Below are 16927 nucleotides of genomic sequence, written 5' to 3'. Positions count from 1 at the left end.
GGACGCACGAAGGCCCCCTCCTGCCAGGACAGGAGGGGGCCTTCTGCACGCGTCAGGCTCGGGCGGCCCGGGGCGTGCTCGCCGGCTGCGGCTTCGAGAACAGCACGACGACGATGACCGCGATGCCGACGACGACGTGCGGCAGCCACACGTTCGGGGCTTCGGTCGAGAATCCGAAGATCCAGGGCGAGAGGGCGAGGAACAGGCTCGCGACGATGTCGAAGACGAGGTGCACCGGCATCGGGATGAAGCCGAAGGGGCCCCACTCGTACTTCGTGAACAGGCTGTAGACGATCAGGCCGATGCCGAGCACGACCGGGATGATGACGGCGGGTCCGCCCATGGCAGCGAAGCCGAACAGCCAGGGGGCTGCGATCAGGGCGATACCGACGACGTAGTCGAGGATGCCGTGGACCTTCGTGGGGATGAAACGCATAATGCCTCCTTGTGCAGGAACCGCGGAAGCGGCTCACAGAAGGTTCGGCACCCGTGCGCGATCGGATTGCTCCGATGTCGACCGACCTTCAGTTCGGGCGTGTCGCGCGCCAGCCGTACCGCTGGTGCAGAGCCGCAGCGACGTGGTCGAATCGCGACCGGGCGAGCACAGCGGCCTCCCGTCGCAGACCGCGCTCGTGCACGCTGTAGAGCTGCTCGATGTCGACCCATGACTCGCGGCCCTGGGCATCCCACGCCCCCGATCCGATGGAGAGGTAGTCACGATCGCCATCGTGCGGGCGCGAGGTCAGACGCACCGCGTAGACCCGCTCGGCCGACGCGCGGCCGATGACGAGCACCGGGCGGTCCTTGCCGCGTCCGTCCCCTTCTTCGTAGGGCACCCACGTCCAGACGATCTCCCCGGCGTCCGGAGCTCCGTCGCGGTTCGGGGAGTACTCGACGACCAGCCCGCGCACCGCCCGGGGGTCGAGCCGTCTCGTCGCCGTCTCCGCTCTACTCCCCGCGGGGGCCGGCGCCGGTTGCGGCCGCAGCACGGCCGAACGTCCCGGCGCCGTGCGGGGCCGGGACGTTCGGGGCGAGAGTGCGTCGAGCACTCTCCGGGTGATCGTGACGAGGATGCTCCGGGCTGAACTCACACGGTCACCCTAGTTCCTCGATCCGAGGATCAGGCTTCGGTGAGCGCGTAGCCCTCCTCGCCGTGCACGACGGAGTCGACACCGGCGATCTCGTCTTCGCTGGTGACCCGGAAGCCGATGGTCTTCTCGATCGCGAAGCCGATGATGAACGCCACGACGAAGGAGTAGATCAGCACGCCGCCGGCCGCGATGACCTGCACGACCAGCAGGCGCCAGTCGCCACCGACGAACAGGCCCTGGCCCGTCGCGAAGAATCCGAGGTAGATCGTGCCGAGCAGACCGCCGACGAGGTGGATGCCGACGACGTCGAGCGAGTCGTCGAACCCGAGACGGAACTTGAGCTCCACGGCCAGCGCGCACAGCACACCGGCGACGACGCCCAGCAGCAGCGCCCACCCGGGGGTGAGGTTCGCACAGGCGGGGGTGATGGCCACGAGGCCGGCGACCGCACCCGAGGCGGCGCCCACCGAGGTCGGCTTGCCGTCCTTGATCTTCTCGATGAGAATCCAGCCGAGGATGGCCGCTGCCGTGGCGCCGAGCGTGTTGATGCCGATCAGGCCGACACCGCCCATGTCCTCGGCGAGCCACTCCGCACCGGCGTTGAAGCCGAACCAGCCGAACCACAGCAGCGCGGCGCCCAGAAGCGTCAGCGGCACGTTGTGCGGCTTGAGGATGCCCTTCTGGAAACCGATCCGCTTGCCGAGGACGATCGCGAGCGCCAGCGCCGCGGCTCCGGCGTTGATGTGCACGGCGGTGCCGCCGGCGTAGTCGATGACCGCGATGTCCCCTCCGGGGAAGAGCGTCTCACCGAGGTTCATGATCCAGCCGCCGCCCCAGACCCACGCCGCGATCGGGAAGTAGCCGACCGTGGCGAAGATGCCGGCGAAGATCAGCCAGGAACCGAACTTGGCCCGATCAGCGATCGCACCCGAAATCAGGGCGACGGTGATGATCGCGAAGGTGGCGCCGTAGGCGACGCCGAGCAGTGCGACGTTGGCGTCGGGGCCTTCGGCGAGGCCGGCGAGACCGAAGTCCGCGAACGGGTTGCCGGCGAACTGCGTGGGGCTGTCGACGGCGCTCATCGAGAAGCCGAACAGGATCCAGAGCACCGCCACCAGTCCGATGGAGCCGAAGCTCATCATCATCATGCTGACGACGCTCTTGGCCTTGACGAGCCCGCCGTAGAAGAACGCGACGCCGGGGGTCATGAGCAGCACGAGGGCGGTCGCGGTGATCGCCCAGGAGATGTTGCCGGGAGCATCCATGGAATACCTCACATCCGAGTAACTGAGAGCTTCAGTGTGGCGAGGCTCGGTTTCAGGGACGGGCGAGGTGTGTTTCCCCGGCGTTACACGCGGCGTCGGCGTGTAACCATCGCGTTACGCGGGGCTGGAATGCGTCAGTGCATTCAGCCGGGAGATCGCGCGGAGGTACTTCTTGCGGTATCCGCCGCCGAGCATCTCCTCGGCGAAGACCCGGTCGAGGCCGACCCCGGTCGCGAGGATCGGGATCTGCGCGTCGTAGACACGGTCGACGAAGGCGACGAAACGCAGCGCCTCCGACTGGTCCGTGAGGACGCGCACGTCTCGGAGGCCGACGATCCCGATGCCGTCGATCAGACGGATGTACCGGGAGGGATGCACGCGGGCGAGGTGCGAGATGACGTCGTCGAACGCGTCGTCCGAGACCGTCGACGATGCGGATGCGGTGGCGACGGCATCCGCATACTGCTCGTCGGTGAGCACGACGGCGTGACCGTCGATCGCGCGCTGTCGGAAGTCGACGCCGTCGATGCGCATCGTGCGGAAGCTGTCGGCCATCTGGTGGATCTCGCGGAGGAAGTCCTGCGCGGCGAACCGTCCCTCGCCCAAGGCGTTCGGCGGCGTGTTCGACGTCGCGGCCAGCTTCGTCCCGGAGGCGACGAGCTCGCCCAGGAGCCGGGTCATGACCATGGTGTCGCCCGGATCGTCGAGCTCGAACTCGTCGATGCACAGCAGGTCGGCTCCGCGGAGGAGGTCGACGGTGTTCTTGTAACCGAGCGCGCCGACGAGAGCGGTGTACTCGATGAACGAACCGAAGTACTTCCGTCGCGCGGGCATGGCGTGATAGATCGCCGCCAGCAGGTGCGTCTTGCCGACGCCGAATCCTCCGTCGAGGTAGACGCCCGGCTTGACCTCCGGTTCCTTCTTCGCGCGACTGAACAACCCGCCCCGCTTGACGGGGGCACCGCGGCCGGAGAACTGCAGGAGCGTCTGCTTGGCCTCCTCCTGCGAGGGGTACTCCGGGTCGGCGCGGTAGCTGTCGAAGGTGGCGCCGTCGAACTGCGGCGGAGGAACGAGGCTGGCGAGCATCTCGGGGCCGGTGACGGCGGGCTGGCGATCGCTGAGGCGCACGACGCCCGGGGTGCTCTTCGTGTCGGTCATTCGTTTCCTGTGTCGAAGTCTTACGAATCGGGCATCGGGGGCACCGAGGGGAACTATCGTCGAAGCGACGGATCAACACTACGCCGTCGCCGGCCCACCCTTCGCCCGCACACCCCCGAGGAGCGTCCCGTGACCATCGAGTTCGACACGTCGTCCGCCAAGTTCGCCGAGTACTCCGAGCCCGGACGTCTCGTCAGCACGCAGTGGCTCGCCGAGCACCTCGGTGAGCCGGGTCTCGTCGTCGTCGAGTCCGACGAGGACGTGCTGCTCTACGAGACGGGTCACATCCCGGGGGCAGTGAAGGTGGACTGGCACACCGAGCTCAACGACCCCGTGGTGCGGGACTACGTCGACGGCGAGGGATTCGCCGAGCTCCTGAGCCGCAAGGGCATCGCCCGCGACGACACCGTCGTCATCTACGGCGACAAGAACAACTGGTGGGCCGCGTACGCGCTGTGGGTGTTTTCGCTCTTCGGCCACGAGGACGTGCGTCTGCTCGACGGAGGCCGCGACCGCTGGATCGCGGAGGGACGCGAGATCACGCGCGAGAAGACGACCCGCGCTGCGACCGAGTATCCCGTCGTCGAGCGTGACGACTCCCTGCTCCGCGCCTACAAGGAAGACGTGCTCGCCCACATCGGCAAGCCGCTGATCGACGTGCGCTCGCCCGAGGAGTACAGCGGGGAGCGCACGAGCGCCCCGGCCTACCCGGAGGAGGGCGCGCTGCGCGCCGGCCACATCCCCACCGCGCAGAGCGTTCCGTGGGCCAAGGCCGTGGCGGAGGACGGCGGGTTCAAGAGCCGCGCGGAACTGGATGCGATCTACCGCGAGGGCGCAGGACTGGTCGACGGCGACGAGGTCGTCGCGTACTGCCGCATCGGCGAGAGGTCGAGCCACACCTGGTTCGTGCTCAAGCACCTGCTCGGGTTCGAGAACGTGCGCAACTACGACGGATCCTGGACCGAGTGGGGCAGCGCGGTGCGCGTGCCGATCGCCACCGGTTCCGAGCCCGGCGCACTCTGAGCGTGTGAGAATGGCGGGGATGAGCGACACCCACGTTCCCGACACCCTCGCCGAGATCCGCGACTCCTTCCTCGAGACGCCCGAGGCCGATCGTCTGCTGCTCTTGCTCGAGTTCGCCGACGAGCTCCCGCCCGTCTCGCCGGAGGTGGCCGCGCATCCGGAGATGTGCGAGCGCGTGGCCGAGTGCCAGTCCCCCGTCTACATCTACGTCGAGGTCGTCGACGATCGGGTCGCCATGCACGCCACGGCTCCCCCGGAGGCTCCGACGACGCGCGGATTCGCGAGCATCCTCGCACAGGGCATCACGGGTCTCACTCCCGACGAGGTGCTGGCGATCCCGGACGACTACCCGCAGTCGATCGGTCTGACGAAGGCGGTCTCGCCCCTCCGCATCGGCGGGATGACGGGCATGCTCATGCGGGCGAAGAAGCAGGTCAGGCAGAAGCGCTGAATCCCCGCTCCTGCAGCCAATCGGTGATCGCCGACGACCATCCGGCTTCGTCGTGGTTCCAGATCTTCGTGTGCCGTGCTCCGGAGATGCGGGGCATCGTCACGATGTCGGGGCGCGCCTCCTGGAGAGCGCGCGACGGCCCCGATGGCACGTACCCGTCGTCGTCGCTGTGGAGGATGAGCATCGGGGCGGTGAGTTCGTCGGCGCGCGCGACCATGTCGAGTCGATCGAACGGGATCGCCTCCTCCGCACCGCTCAATCGCGCGCCGAGCGGATGCGTGAGCGTACGCATGGCAAGAGCCGGCAGCGGAGCCCGAAGGCCGATCTGTCCGGCCTGGAAGCGGAGCACGCTGCGCCAATCCACGACCGGCGAATCGAGGATGAGTCCCGCGATCCGATCGCGGTGCCCGGAGTTCACGGCCGTCTGCAACGCGATCGCGCCGCCCATCGACCAGCCCATGAGGATGACCTGGTCGGCGCCGTGACGGAGCGCATAGGCGACGGCGGCATCGACATCGCGCCACTCCGCGGCGCCGAGGGCATAGGCGCCGGAGCGACTGCGCGGCGCCTCGCCGTCGTTGCGATAGGAGACGACGAGGGTGGGCAGACCCGCGGCATGCAGCACGGGGACGGCTCGCAGGCACTCCCCGCGCGTGGTGCCGCGACCGTGCACCTGGATCACCCAGGTGCGCGACTCGGCGGGGAAGAACCAGGCAGGGCAGGGTCCGGCGGGTGATCCGATCAGGACGTTCTGCCAGGGCAGGTGCAGTTCCGCGGGCGCGGCGTAGTACCACCCGCTGAATCCGGCGTCCCCGTCGACGCGTGCGCCGGGCTCGATCTGCGTGAGCAGCTTCCGCCGGACGGTCGTGGCATCGGCGCTGAGCACGGCCCCGAGTTTCACGTAGCCGTACGTTCCGGTCGTGTAGAGGCCGTATCGCCCGGGCAGCTCAGTGTCGAGAGTACGGGCGAGCTCGATCGTCTGCGCGCCGGTGTCGATCGACAGGATGCGCGTGTTCGGGCGGCCCGATGTCGGGACGACCACCCGGCGGGCGACGCCGAGCACGAGGAACGACGCGGCCGCACCCAGCAGCGCGAAGATCGGGAGGACGAGCGCGACGGCGTGCCTGAGACTCTTCATCGCCTCCTGACTCTAGCCTGTTGCCGTGACCGCACCCCCCGATGCCGGGAGCCCCTTCGACAGCGCCACGGCAGAATTGCGCGCGACGGTGTTCCGCGACGACATCGCCGTCCGAGAGATCCCCGCGCCCGCCGGGCTGGCTCCCTTCGCCGTCGCCCTCGCCGCCGAGGTGCGCCCGGACGCGAACGGCGAGTCGGCGTACGGCACAGGGCGCTTCATCCTCCTGCACGATCCGGACGAGCCGGCCGGGTGGGGCGGGGCGTGGCGCATCGTGATCTTCGCGCAGGCGCCGCTGGAGACCGAGATCGGCACCGATCCGCTGCTCGCGGATGTGACCTGGTCGTGGCTCATCGACGCGCTCGACTCCCGGGAGGCGATTTACGCGGCGGCCTCCGGGACCTCTACCAAGACTCTCTCGAAAGGCTTCGGGGGCCTCGCCCTCGAAGGCGACGGCGCGCAGATAGAATTGCGGGCGTCCTGGTCTCCCGAAGGCCCCTTCCGCCCGCACGTCGAGGCATGGGCCGAACTGGTCGGGATGCTGGCGGGACTTCCGCCCGGCTCCGAGGGCATCGCCGTGATCGGCGCGCGAAAGGCTGTACGTGACTGAATACTCCGTGATCTCGGACGTCGAGGAGTTCCGCGCTGCCTGCGCCACCCTCGCGAACGGCGAAGGGCCCGTCGCGGTCGACGTCGAACGCGCTTCGGGCTTCCGCTACTCGCAGCGTGCGTATCTCGTGCAGGTCTTCCGTCGCGACGCCGGGGTGTTCCTGTTCGATCCGCCCGCGCTCGGCGACTTCTCACCGCTCGCCGCTGCCATCGGCGATCTGGAATGGGTGCTCCACGCGGCCAGCCAGGATCTCCCGTCCCTGCGCGAACTCGGATTGGATCCGCACACGATCTTCGACACGGAGCTCGCCTCCCGGCTGCTCGGGCACGAGCGGGTCGGTCTCGCCGCCGTCGTCGAGCAGACGCTGGGCATCACGCTCAAGAAGGAGCACTCGGCCGCCGACTGGTCGACGCGACCGCTTCCGGATGCCTGGCTCGAATACGCCGCCCTCGACGTGCTGCACCTCGTCGACGTGCGCGACGCCCTCGTCGCCGAGCTCGAGGAGCAGGGCAAGACCGCCTTCGCCGCCGAAGAGTTCCAGGCCACCCTGGCACGTCTTCCCAAGGCCCCGCGCGAGGATCCGTGGCGCCGCCTGAGCGGACTGCACCAGGTGCGCGGTGCACGCAACCTCGCGGTGGCCCGGTCGCTCTGGCACGCGCGCGAGCTGTACGCCCAGCAGCAGGACGTCTCCCCCGGGCGTCTCGTGCCGGACCGCTCGCTCGTCGCGGCGGTGCTCGCGAATCCGCAGAGCAAGCAGGCGCTCGCCGGCGTCAAGGACTTCCAGGGGCGCGCGAGCCGCTCGCAGCTCGATCGCTGGTGGCAGGCGATCGTCGACGGACGCGCGAGCGAGGAACTCCCCCGGGAACGCGTGCCCAGCGATGCCCTGCCCCCGCCACGCGCCTGGGCCGACCGCAACCCCGAGGCCGACGCCCGGCTGAAGGCGGCGCGACCCGTGGTCGAGCAGATCGCGGAGGGTCTGCGCATGCCGACCGAGAACCTCCTGACGCCCGAATATCTGCGCCGGGTGGCATGGTCGCCGTCGGGAGAGTCCGTCGACGACATCGCTCACGACCTCACCCTGCTCGGCGCACGCCCGTGGCAGGTTGAACAGACCGCACAGAAGATCGCGGATGCTTTTGTAGAGGCCGCGCAACGACCCGACGAGGCGTCCGCGACGGCTTCGTAGGTTCGATCCAACCGATTCCTCCCGGTTTCCGGGCCTTCATAGACTGAGGCCACCGCACAAACTTGGAGGCAGAGTGGCCGAGATCTCGGACGTCTTCTTCGTCGATGGAGTGCGCACCCCCTTCGGGCGCGCCGGCGAAAAGGGCATGTACTGGAACACCCGAGCCGATGACCTCGCCGTGAAGGCGACCATCGGTCTCATGGAGCGGAATCAGGCCGTGCCGGCCGACCGTATCGACGATGTCGCGATCGCCGCGACCTCGCAGACCGGAGACCAGGGACTGACCCTCGGTCGTTCGGTGGCGATCCTCGCAGGCCTCCCGCAGACGGTGCCCGGCCTGGCGGTCGAGCGGATGTGCGCCGGCGCGATGACGAGCGTGACCACGATGGGCGCATCGATCGGCGTCGGCATGTACGACCTCGCGCTCGCCGGCGGCGTCGAGCACATGGGCCACCACCCGATCGGCGGGAACGCCGACCCCAACCCGCGGTTCGTCGCGGAGAAGATGGTCGACCCCGGCGCGCTCAACATGGGCGTGACCGCTGAGCGCATCTTCGATCGCTTCCCGCACCTCACGAAGGAGCGTTCGGACCGCTACGGCATGCTGAGCCAGCACAAGGTGCAGGCGGCCTACGACGCCGGCAAGATCCAGCCCGACCTCGTCTCCGTCGCCATCAAGGGCGCAGACGGCGCGTGGGGTCTCGCCACCGAGGACGAGGGACGCCGCCCCCAGACCACGATGGAGGACCTCGCCGCTCTGAAGACCCCCTTCCGCCCCCACGGACGAGTCACCGCGGGCACGTCGTCGCCGCTCACCGACGGCGCGACCATGTCGTTGCTCGCGGGTGGACGTGCCGTGAAGGAACTCGGCCTCGCACCCAAGATGCGGATGGTCTCGTTCGCCTTCGCCGGCGTCCAGCCCGAGATCATGGGCATCGGTCCCATCCCCTCCACAGAGAAGGCGCTGCGCAAGGCCGGACTCGACATCTCCGACATCGGGCTGTTCGAGCTCAACGAGGCCTTCGCGATCCAGGTCATCTCACTGCTCGACCACTTCGGCATCGCCGACGACGACCCCCGGGTCAACCCGTGGGGTGGCGCGATCGCCGTGGGTCACCCGCTCGCCGCGTCCGGCGTGCGCCTGATGATCCAGCTCGCGGCGCAGTTCGCCGAGCGACCGGACGTGCGCTACGGCCTGACGGCTATGTGCGTCGGCCTCGGCCAGGGCGGCTCGGTCATCTGGGAGAACCCGCACTACGACGGCAAGAAGCGGAAGTGATGAGCAGCATGGCGAATACGGTTTCCGAGCAGTACGCGAACGTCGACTTCTCCCCCATCCGGGCACTGACCGACGGCGAGGTCGTCACGCAGTCCCCCGTCCGCGACATCCGCCTGCCGTCGGGCAAGGTGCTGGCGCTGATCACGCTCGACAACGGGCGCGACCACACCCGTCCCAACACCCTCGGTCCGGCGACCCTCACCCAGCTCGGGGAGACGCTCGACGGACTCGCCGCGCGCGCCGCGGCCGGCGAGATCGACGCCGTCGGCGTCACGGGCAAGCAGTACATCCTCGCCGCCGGCGCCGACCTCTCCGACATCGGCAAAGTCGGGTCGCGCGATCACGCGCGGCTCATCGCACAGCTCGGGCACAAGGTGCTCGGGCGGTTCGGAGAGCTGGGTGTGCCGTCCTTCGCGTTCGTGAACGGCCTCGCGCTCGGAGGCGGGCTCGAGATCGCTCTGAACTCGACCTACCGCACGGTCGATGCCTCCGCGGCCGCCATCGCGCTCCCCGAGGTCTTCCTCGGCATCATCCCGGGGTGGGGCGGCGCGTACCTTCTGCCGAACCTGATCGGCATCGAGAACGCCCTCGAGGTCGTCATCTCGAACCCGCTCAAGCAGAACCGCATGCTGAAGCCGCAGCAGGCGTTCGATCTGGGGATCGTCGACGCGATCTTCCCGGCCGCGAACTACCTCGAGGACTCCCTGGTGTGGGCCGACGAGGTGCTCGGCGGCAGGAAGGTCGAGCGCAAGAATCAGCCGGGCAAGATCGAGCGCCTCACCAAGTGGCCCATCGCCATCAAGATGGCCCGCGGCATGCTCGAGTCGAAGATCGGCAACGTGCCGAAGTCGCCGTACGTCGCGCTGGACCTGCTCGACAAGGCGAAGAGCGGTACCAAGGCCGAAGGCTTCGCGCGGGAGGACGAGGCGCTCGCCGACCTCGTCACGGGCGACCAGTTCGCGGCATCCATGTACGCCTTCGACCTCGTGCAGAAGCGGGCGAAGCGTCCGGTGGGCGCCCCCGACAAGCAGCTCGCCAAGAAGGTCACGAAGGTCGGCATCATCGGCGCCGGTCTGATGGCGAGCCAGTTCGCTCTGCTGTTCGTGCGCAAGTTGCAGGTGCCGGTCCTGATCACCGACCTCGACCAGGCACGCGTCGATAAGGGCGTGGCGTACATCCACGACGAGATCGGGAAGCTCGAGAGCAAGGGCCGCCTCGATGCGGACACCGCCAACAAGCTGCGCGGGCTCGTGACCGGCACGACCGACAAGACGCTGTACGCGGACTGCGACTTCGTGATCGAGGCGGTGTTCGAAGAGGTCGGCGTGAAGCAGCAGGTCTTCGGCGAGATCGAGAAGATCATCGCCGAAGACGCCATCCTCGCCACCAACACCTCATCGCTGTCTGTCGAGGAGATCGGCGCGAAGCTGGCGCATCCGGAGAGGCTGGTCGGGTTCCATTTCTTCAACCCGGTCGCGGTGATGCCGCTCATCGAGATCGTCAAGACGCCGGCGACGTCCGACGCCGCGCTCTCGACGGCATTCGTGGTCGCGCGCGGGCTCGGCAAGAACGCCGTGCTCACGGCCGACGCACCGGGCTTCGTGGTCAACCGTCTGCTGGCGAAGGTGATGGGCGAGGCCGCGCGCGCCGTGTACGAGGGCACGCCGATCGTCGACGTCGAGAAGGCGTTCGCGCCGCTCGGGCTGCCGATGGGCCCGTTCCAGCTCATCGATCTCGTCGGCTGGAAGGTGGCGGCGCACGTGCAGGACACGATGGCGTCGGCATTCCCCGACCGGTTCTACGCGAACGACAACTTCCATGCTCTCGCGGAGCTGGACGCCGTGGTCGAGAAGGACAAGGGCGGCCGGGTCACCGGGTGGACGAAGCAGGCGGAGAAGACCCTGAAGCCCGCGGTCGGCACGACCCCGGCATCGGCCGAGACGATCCTCCAGCGCGTGCAGGACGGCCTGGCCGACGAGATCAAGCGAATGCTGGACGAGGGCGTCGTGCCCGATGTCGAGGATATCGATCTGTGCCTCATCCTCGGGGCGGGCTGGCCGTTCATCGACGGCGGGGCGTCGCCCTACCTCGACCGTGAGGGTGCATCCGAGCGGGCCTTCGGGGGCTCGTTCCACACCCCGCAGATCCGCGGCGTCGCGCACCGCTGACGCCGAAGAACGACGGAAGGGGCCGTGCCGACGGGCGCGGCCCCTTCCGCGTGCCAGCGGCGTCCGCTATGTATTGAAGATGTCGCGTCGTCGGTACTGAACGGGGTAGGCCCCACCGATCTCGACCCCTGGCTGCTCACCGTTCCGATCGTCGTCGCCATCTTCGCGGGGATTCCGGCCGGCATCGTGATGGTATTCGGCATGCTCGGCGTGCGCCCTCTCGCGACGGCATTGCGACGCATTCGGTCGGTCCCCGTGCACCTCGCCGTGTACACGTCTCTCGGGCTGCTCATCGGCGCGCTCTACCTGTGTGTCGCCACGGGCGGGAACGTCTTCCGGATCGTCGCCTCCCCGCCGTGGGGTTTCCTCACCGTCTCTCCCGCTCTGACAGCCACAGTGGCGGTTCCTCTCGGCTGGTGGCTGACGATGCGACGTGCACGGCGCGATGACGCGCGCGCCGCACGGGCGGCTCGCTCCTCGCCACGAGACACCGATCCCCCGTTCGAAGGCGGCGCCTCCCGCGGCCTCGTACGCTGACGCTCCGGTCCGCTGACTACGCTCCCCGGCAGCGTCGCAGGCGCCCGGGGCGCTCAGCTCAGGAGCGCTCGTGCAGCGGGACGTCGACGGCGCCGGTCTCGGCGGCGTCGCGCGCGACCGGGATGCGCGTGCCCAGCACCTGCGACACGACATCCTGCGCAATCTTCGACGCCGTGAGGCCGGCCTCGGTCAGGATCTGATCACGGGATGCGTGATCGATGAACTCATCGGGCAGCCCGAGCTCGTCGACGGCGGTATCGATCCCGGCCTCGCGCAGAACCTGCCGCACTCGCGTGCCGATGCCGCCGACGCGGATGCCGTCCTCGAGTGTGATCACGAGACGGTGACGAGCGGCGAGGGCGACCACGGAGGGCTGGACCGGAATGGCCCAGCGCGGGTCGACGACCGTTGCTCCGATCCCCTGGGCCCGCAGACGGGCGGCGACATCCATCGCCAGCTCGGCGAACGGACCGATCGCGACGATGAGCACGTCCTCCGATTCGCCGCGCGCGAGCACGTCGACGCCGTCATGCAGCCGCTCGAGGGCGGGCAGCTCCGCGGCCACCTCGCCCTTCGGGAAACGGATGACGGTGGGCGCGTCGTCGACCTCGACGGCCTCGTCGAGCGCCTCGGTCAGACGAATGCCGTCGCGCGGCGCAGCGATACGGATGTGCGGGACGATCTGCAGCATCGCGAGATCCCACATGCCGTGGTGGCTCGGACCGTCAGGACCCGTCACGCCCGCCCGGTCGAGCACGAACGTCACGCCGGCGCGGTGCAGGGCGACGTCCATGAGGACCTGATCGAACGCACGGCCCATGAAGGTGGCGTAGACCGCGACGACGGGATGCAGTCCGCCGAAGGCCAGACCGGCGGCAGAGGCCACCGCGTGCTGCTCGGCGATGCCGACGTCGTAGACGCGGGTCGGGAAGCGCTCGGCGAACGGAGCCAGACCGGTCGGCCGCAGCATCGCGGCGGTCATCGCGATGACCTCCGGCTTGCGCTCTCCCACCGCGACGAGCGATTCCGAGAACACATCGGTCCATCCACGACCTCCGGCTCCGAGCGTCTCGCCCGTCACCGGATCGATCTTCCCGACCGCGTGGAACTGGTCGGCGACGTCGTCACGCGCGGGCTGATAGCCGCGGCCCTTCTCGGTGATCGCGTGGACGATGACCGGAGCACCGTACGACTTCGCCAGCTCCAGCGTCTCGATGAGCGCCGGGAGGTCGTGCCCGTCGACCGGGCCCAGGTACTTGATGTCGAGGTTCGAGTACAGCGCCTCGTTGTTCGTGAAGCGCGACAGGAAGCCGTGCGTTCCGCCGCGGACGCCGCGGAAGACGGCCCGGCCGATCGGCCCGAACGCCCGGAACAGCCGGTCTGACTTGTGGTGCAGGTCTTTGTAGGCGGCCGCGGTGCGAACGCGGTTGAGATAGCGCGACATGCCGCCGATGGTCGGGGCGTAGGAGCGTCCGTTGTCGTTCACGACGATGACCAGGTTGCGGTCGTTGTCGTCGGAGATGTTGTTGAGCGCCTCCCAGGTCATACCGCCGGTGAGCGCACCGTCGCCCACGACAGCGATCACGTGGCGATCTCCGCGCCCGGTCGCCGTCAACGCGCGCGACACCCCGTCCGCCCAGCTGAGCGAGCTGGATGCGTGCGACGACTCCACGACGTCGTGCGGGCTCTCGGCCCGCTGCGGGTAGCCGGCGATCCCGCCCCGGACGCGCAGCTTCGAGAAGTCCTGACGACCCGTCAACAGCTTGTGCACATACGACTGATGACCGGTGTCGAAGATGAAGGGGTCGTCCGGCGATGAGAAGACGCGGTGCAGGGCGATCGTCAGCTCGACGACACCGAGGTTCGGGCCGAGGTGACCGCCGGTGCGGGCGACGTTCTCGACCAGGAAGACGCGGATCTCCTCTGCGAGCTCGGCCAGCTGCTTCTCGGTCAGACCATCGAGGTCCCTGGGTCCGGAGATGCTCGGAAGAATGGGCATCGGCACTCCCTCACCTGTTCGTCGGATGCGTTCCGCCCGGGTCGCGGACGCCTGATCGATCGTACCGCTCCCGCCGATGAAAGGCCCGAGAGGCACACCCCCTTGGAACGACGGAGGGGGCCCGGCTATGATCCGCCGGGCCCCCTCCGTTCGATGTCCGATCAGACGAGCGAACGCAGAACGTACTGCAGGATGCCGCCGTTGCGGTAGTAGTCCGCCTCACCGGGGGTGTCGATGCGCACGACCGCGTCGAACTCGACCGTCTGCTTGCCCTCGGGCGAGTCCTCGCTCGGAGCAGCGGTGACGTGCACCGTCTTCGGCGTGACGCCGTTGTTCAGCTCCTCCAGTCCGGAGATGGAGACGATCTCGGTGCCGTCCAGGCCGAGCGACTCCCAGCTCTCACCGGCGGGGAACTGCAGCGGCACGACGCCCATGCCGATGAGGTTGGAACGGTGGATCCGCTCGAAGCTCTCGGTGATGACCGCCTTGACGCCCAGGAGGCTGGTGCCCTTGGCCGCCCAGTCGCGCGACGACCCGGAGCCGTACTCCTTGCCGCCGAACACGACGAGCGGGGTGCCCTGCTCCTGATAGTTCATGCACGCGTCGTAGATGTACGACTGCGGTCCGCCCGGCTTCGTGAAGTCGCGCGTGTAGCCGCCCTCGACGACCTGGCCGTCGTTGACCGCCGAGACCATGAGGTTCTTCAGACGGATGTTCGCGAAGGTGCCGCGGATCATCACCTCGTGGTTGCCGCGTCGCGAGCCGAAGGAGTTGAAGTCCTTGCGGTCGACGCCGTGCTCGGTGAGGTACTGCGCCGCGGGCGTGCCCGGCTTGATGTTGCCGGCGGGCGAGATGTGGTCGGTGGTGACGGAGTCGCCGAGGGTCGCCATGACGCGCGCGCCCTGGATGTCCTTCACCGGCGTGAGCTCCATCGTCATTCCGTCGAAGTACGGAGCCTTGCGGACGTACGTCGAGTCCTCGTCCCACTGGAACGTGGCGTCATCGGGCGTCGGGAGGCTCTTCCAGCGCTCGTCGCCCTCGAACACCGTGGCGTACTGCTTGATGAACTGCTCGCGCGAGATCGACGAGTCGACGATCTCCTGAACCTCGTCGGGCGTCGGCCAGATGTCCTTGAGGAACACGTCCTGACCGTCGGACCCCTTTCCGAGAGCATCCGTCTCGAAGTCGAAGTGCATCGATCCGGCCAGCGCATACGCGATCACCAGCGGCGGGCTGGCCAGGTAGTTCATCTTCACGTCGGGACTGATGCGACCTTCGAAGTTGCGGTTGCCCGAGAGCACTGCCGTGACGGCGAGGTCGTGCTCGTTGATCGCCTCGGAGACCTCCTCGATCAGCGGGCCGGAGTTTCCGATGCAGATCGTGCACCCGTAACCCACGGTGTAGAAGCCGAGGCCCTCGAGGTCCTTGTCGAGGCCGGACTTCTCGTAGTAGTCGGTCACGACCTTCGAACCCGGGCCGAGCGTGGTCTTGACCCACGGCTTCTGCTTCAGCCCCTTCTCACGGGCCTTGCGGGCGACGAGCCCGGCCGCGATCATCACCGACGGGTTCGAGGTGTTGGTGCACGACGTGATCGCCGCGAGGGTGACCGCGCCGTTGTCGAGGAGGTACTGCTCCCCCGACGGCGTGGTGACCTTGACCGGGTTCGACGCCGAGTGGGTGCCGCCCGATGCGAGGAGCGTCCCGGCCGCGTGCTCGTGCTGGTGCGAGACGCCCTCCTCCGAGACGTGCTCGTGCTCGACGCCCGGCGTGGTGCCGGGGTCCGAGGCGGGGAAGGTGCCCTCGACCTCGACGGTGTCCTCCGTCGGGCCGGCGTAGTTGAGGATGTCCTGCTCGAACTGCGTCTTGGCCTCGGACAGCAGGATGCGGTCCTGCGGGCGCTTCGGACCCGCGATCGACGGCACGACCGTGCCGAGGTCGAGCTCGAGGTACTCGCTGAAGACGGGCTCGTGCGACGGGTCGTGCCAGAGCTGCTGCTCCTTGGCGTACGCCTCGACCAGTGCGACGGCGTCCTCGCTGCGGCCGGTGAGGCGCAGGTAGTCGAGCGTCACGTCGTCGATCGGGAACATGGCGGCGGTCGAGCCGAACTCGGGGCTCATGTTGCCGATCGTGGCGCGGTTCGCGAGCGGCACCGAGGCGACGCCCTCGCCGTAGAATTCGACGAACTTGCCGACCACGCCGTGCTGGCGCAGCATCTCGGTGATCGTGAGCACGACATCGGTCGCGGTGACGCCTGCGGGGATGTCGCCAGAGAGCTTGAAGCCCACCACGCGCGGGATCAGCATCGACACGGGCTGACCGAGCATCGCGGCCTCGGCCTCGATACCGCCCACACCCCAACCGAGGACTCCGAGGCCGTTGACCATCGTGGTGTGCGAGTCGGTGCCGACGCAGGTGTCGGGGTAGGCCTGCAGCACACCGCCGTTGGTGCGGTCGTAGATGACCTTGGCGAGATGCTCGATGTTGACCTGGTGGACGATGCCGGTGCCGGGGGGCACGACCTTGAAGTCCTGGAATGCCGTCTGTCCCCAGCGGAGGAACTGGTAGCGCTCCCCGTTGCGCTCGTACTCGATCTCGACGTTGCGCTCGAGAGCGTTCTCCGAGCCGAAGAGGTCGGCGATCACCGAGTGGTCGATGACCATCTCGGCGGGCGACAGCGGGTTGATCTTGTTGGCGTCTCCGCCGAGGGCCGTGACGGCCTCGCGCATGGTGGCGAGATCCACGATGCACGGGACACCGGTGAAGTCCTGCATCACGACGCGGGCCGGCGTGAACTGGATCTCGGTGTTGGGCTCTGCCGCCGCATCCCACGACCCGAGTGCCTCGATCTGGGCCTTCGTGACGTTCGCACCGTCCTCGGTGCGGAGCAGGTTCTCCAGCAGAACCTTGAGGCTGAAGGGAAGCTTGTCGAAACCGGGCACCGTGTCGATGCGGAAGATCTCGTAGTCGGTGCTGCCGACCGTCAGGGTGCTCCGGGCACCGAAGCTGTTCACCGTGGACACGATTC

The 16927-nt window shown here is 68.4% G+C and carries 14 protein-coding genes; 7 read left to right on the top strand and 7 right to left on the bottom strand.

Features of this window, described 5'->3' with window-relative positions; genetic code table 11:
* Positions 1-52: 52 nt before the first annotated feature.
* The 4 genes from AC3A3J_RS09900 to zapE form a co-directional block, all read right to left on the bottom strand.
* On the bottom strand, positions 53-436 hold the full coding sequence (locus AC3A3J_RS09900; RefSeq protein ID WP_487672116.1) for an SPW repeat domain-containing protein: 384 nt from the start codon (positions 434-436) through the stop codon (positions 53-55).
* Positions 437-524: 88 nt separating this feature from the next.
* Positions 525-1091, bottom strand: coding sequence for a type II toxin-antitoxin system PemK/MazF family toxin (locus AC3A3J_RS09895; RefSeq protein WP_487672115.1), 567 nt, complete (start codon positions 1089-1091; stop codon positions 525-527).
* Between the two features lie 29 nt (positions 1092-1120).
* A complete protein-coding gene (locus tag AC3A3J_RS09890; protein WP_487672114.1) occupies positions 1121-2356 on the bottom strand; it encodes an ammonium transporter in 1236 nt (411 codons plus the stop codon).
* Between the two features lie 114 nt (positions 2357-2470).
* Complete coding sequence (gene zapE, locus AC3A3J_RS09885) at positions 2471-3514, bottom strand: cell division protein ZapE (RefSeq protein ID WP_487672113.1); 1044 nt, start codon at positions 3512-3514, stop codon at positions 2471-2473.
* A 129-nt stretch (positions 3515-3643) separates the two neighbouring features.
* On the opposite strand from zapE, the gene AC3A3J_RS09880 reads away from it, so the two are divergent.
* Together AC3A3J_RS09880 and AC3A3J_RS09875 are read left to right on the top strand one after the other, a co-directional pair.
* Positions 3644-4537: a sulfurtransferase gene (locus AC3A3J_RS09880; protein ID WP_487672112.1), complete on the top strand. Its 894-nt coding sequence runs from the start codon at positions 3644-3646 to the stop codon at positions 4535-4537.
* Positions 4538-4556: 19 nt separating this feature from the next.
* The gene (locus AC3A3J_RS09875; protein WP_487672111.1) at positions 4557-4988 is read left to right on the top strand and encodes a SufE family protein; all 432 of its coding nucleotides are present in this window, start codon (positions 4557-4559) and stop codon (positions 4986-4988) included.
* On the opposite strand, the gene AC3A3J_RS09870 is transcribed toward AC3A3J_RS09875, so the two are convergent.
* A complete protein-coding gene (locus AC3A3J_RS09870; protein ID WP_487672110.1) occupies positions 4972-6126 on the bottom strand; it encodes an alpha/beta hydrolase in 1155 nt (384 codons plus the stop codon). The two genes, AC3A3J_RS09875 and AC3A3J_RS09870, sit on opposite strands and share 17 nt — an antisense overlap.
* Positions 6127-6151: 25 nt before the next feature.
* Between AC3A3J_RS09870 and AC3A3J_RS09865 the strand changes: the two genes are divergently transcribed.
* From AC3A3J_RS09865 to AC3A3J_RS09845, 5 genes are all read left to right on the top strand, one after another.
* A complete protein-coding gene (locus AC3A3J_RS09865) occupies positions 6152-6733 on the top strand; it encodes a DUF3000 domain-containing protein (RefSeq protein ID WP_487672109.1) in 582 nt (193 codons plus the stop codon).
* Positions 6726-7919, top strand: coding sequence for a ribonuclease D (locus tag AC3A3J_RS09860; protein ID WP_487672108.1), 1194 nt, complete (start codon positions 6726-6728; stop codon positions 7917-7919). Before AC3A3J_RS09865 ends, AC3A3J_RS09860 begins: the two co-directional genes overlap by 8 nt.
* 73 nt (positions 7920-7992) lie before the next feature.
* On the top strand, positions 7993-9198 hold the full coding sequence (locus tag AC3A3J_RS09855) for a thiolase family protein (RefSeq protein WP_487672107.1): 1206 nt from the start codon (positions 7993-7995) through the stop codon (positions 9196-9198).
* Entirely contained in the window at positions 9198-11366 is a 2169-nt protein-coding gene (locus AC3A3J_RS09850) for a 3-hydroxyacyl-CoA dehydrogenase NAD-binding domain-containing protein (protein ID WP_487672106.1), read from the top strand. Before AC3A3J_RS09855 ends, AC3A3J_RS09850 begins: the two co-directional genes overlap by 1 nt.
* Positions 11367-11390: 24 nt before the next feature.
* Positions 11391-11903, top strand: coding sequence for a hypothetical protein (locus tag AC3A3J_RS09845; protein WP_487672105.1), 513 nt, complete (start codon positions 11391-11393; stop codon positions 11901-11903).
* 58 nt (positions 11904-11961) lie between these two features.
* On the opposite strand, the gene dxs is transcribed toward AC3A3J_RS09845, so the two are convergent.
* On the bottom strand, positions 11962-13902 hold the full coding sequence (dxs, locus tag AC3A3J_RS09840) for a 1-deoxy-D-xylulose-5-phosphate synthase (RefSeq protein ID WP_487672104.1): 1941 nt from the start codon (positions 13900-13902) through the stop codon (positions 11962-11964).
* 161 nt (positions 13903-14063) lie between these two features.
* Entirely contained in the window at positions 14064-16922 is a 2859-nt protein-coding gene (locus AC3A3J_RS09835; RefSeq protein WP_487672103.1) for an aconitate hydratase, read from the bottom strand.
* Positions 16923-16927 lie beyond the last annotated feature (5 nt).

Source organism: Microbacterium sp. Soil_N32 (assembly GCF_057655505.1).
The sequence above is the reverse complement of the archived record's forward strand: the minus strand, read 5'-3'. Positions and strand labels throughout refer to the sequence as shown.

Excerpts from the sequence above, each read along its gene's own strand:
- AC3A3J_RS09900 (WP_487672116.1), bottom strand. The coding sequence starts at position 436 with ATGCGTTTCATCCCCACGAAGGTCCACGGCATCCTCGACTACGTCGTC.
- AC3A3J_RS09890 (WP_487672114.1), bottom strand. The coding sequence starts at position 2,356 with ATGGATGCTCCCGGCAACATCTCCTGGGCGATCACCGCGACCGCCCTC.
- zapE (WP_487672113.1), bottom strand. The coding sequence starts at position 3,514 with ATGACCGACACGAAGAGCACCCCGGGCGTCGTGCGCCTCAGCGATCGC.
- AC3A3J_RS09875 (WP_487672111.1), top strand. The coding sequence starts at position 4,557 with ATGAGCGACACCCACGTTCCCGACACCCTCGCCGAGATCCGCGACTCC.
- AC3A3J_RS09870 (WP_487672110.1), bottom strand. The coding sequence starts at position 6,126 with ATGAAGAGTCTCAGGCACGCCGTCGCGCTCGTCCTCCCGATCTTCGCG.
- AC3A3J_RS09850 (WP_487672106.1), top strand. The coding sequence starts at position 9,198 with ATGAGCAGCATGGCGAATACGGTTTCCGAGCAGTACGCGAACGTCGAC.
- dxs (WP_487672104.1), bottom strand. The coding sequence starts at position 13,902 with ATGCCCATTCTTCCGAGCATCTCCGGACCCAGGGACCTCGATGGTCTG.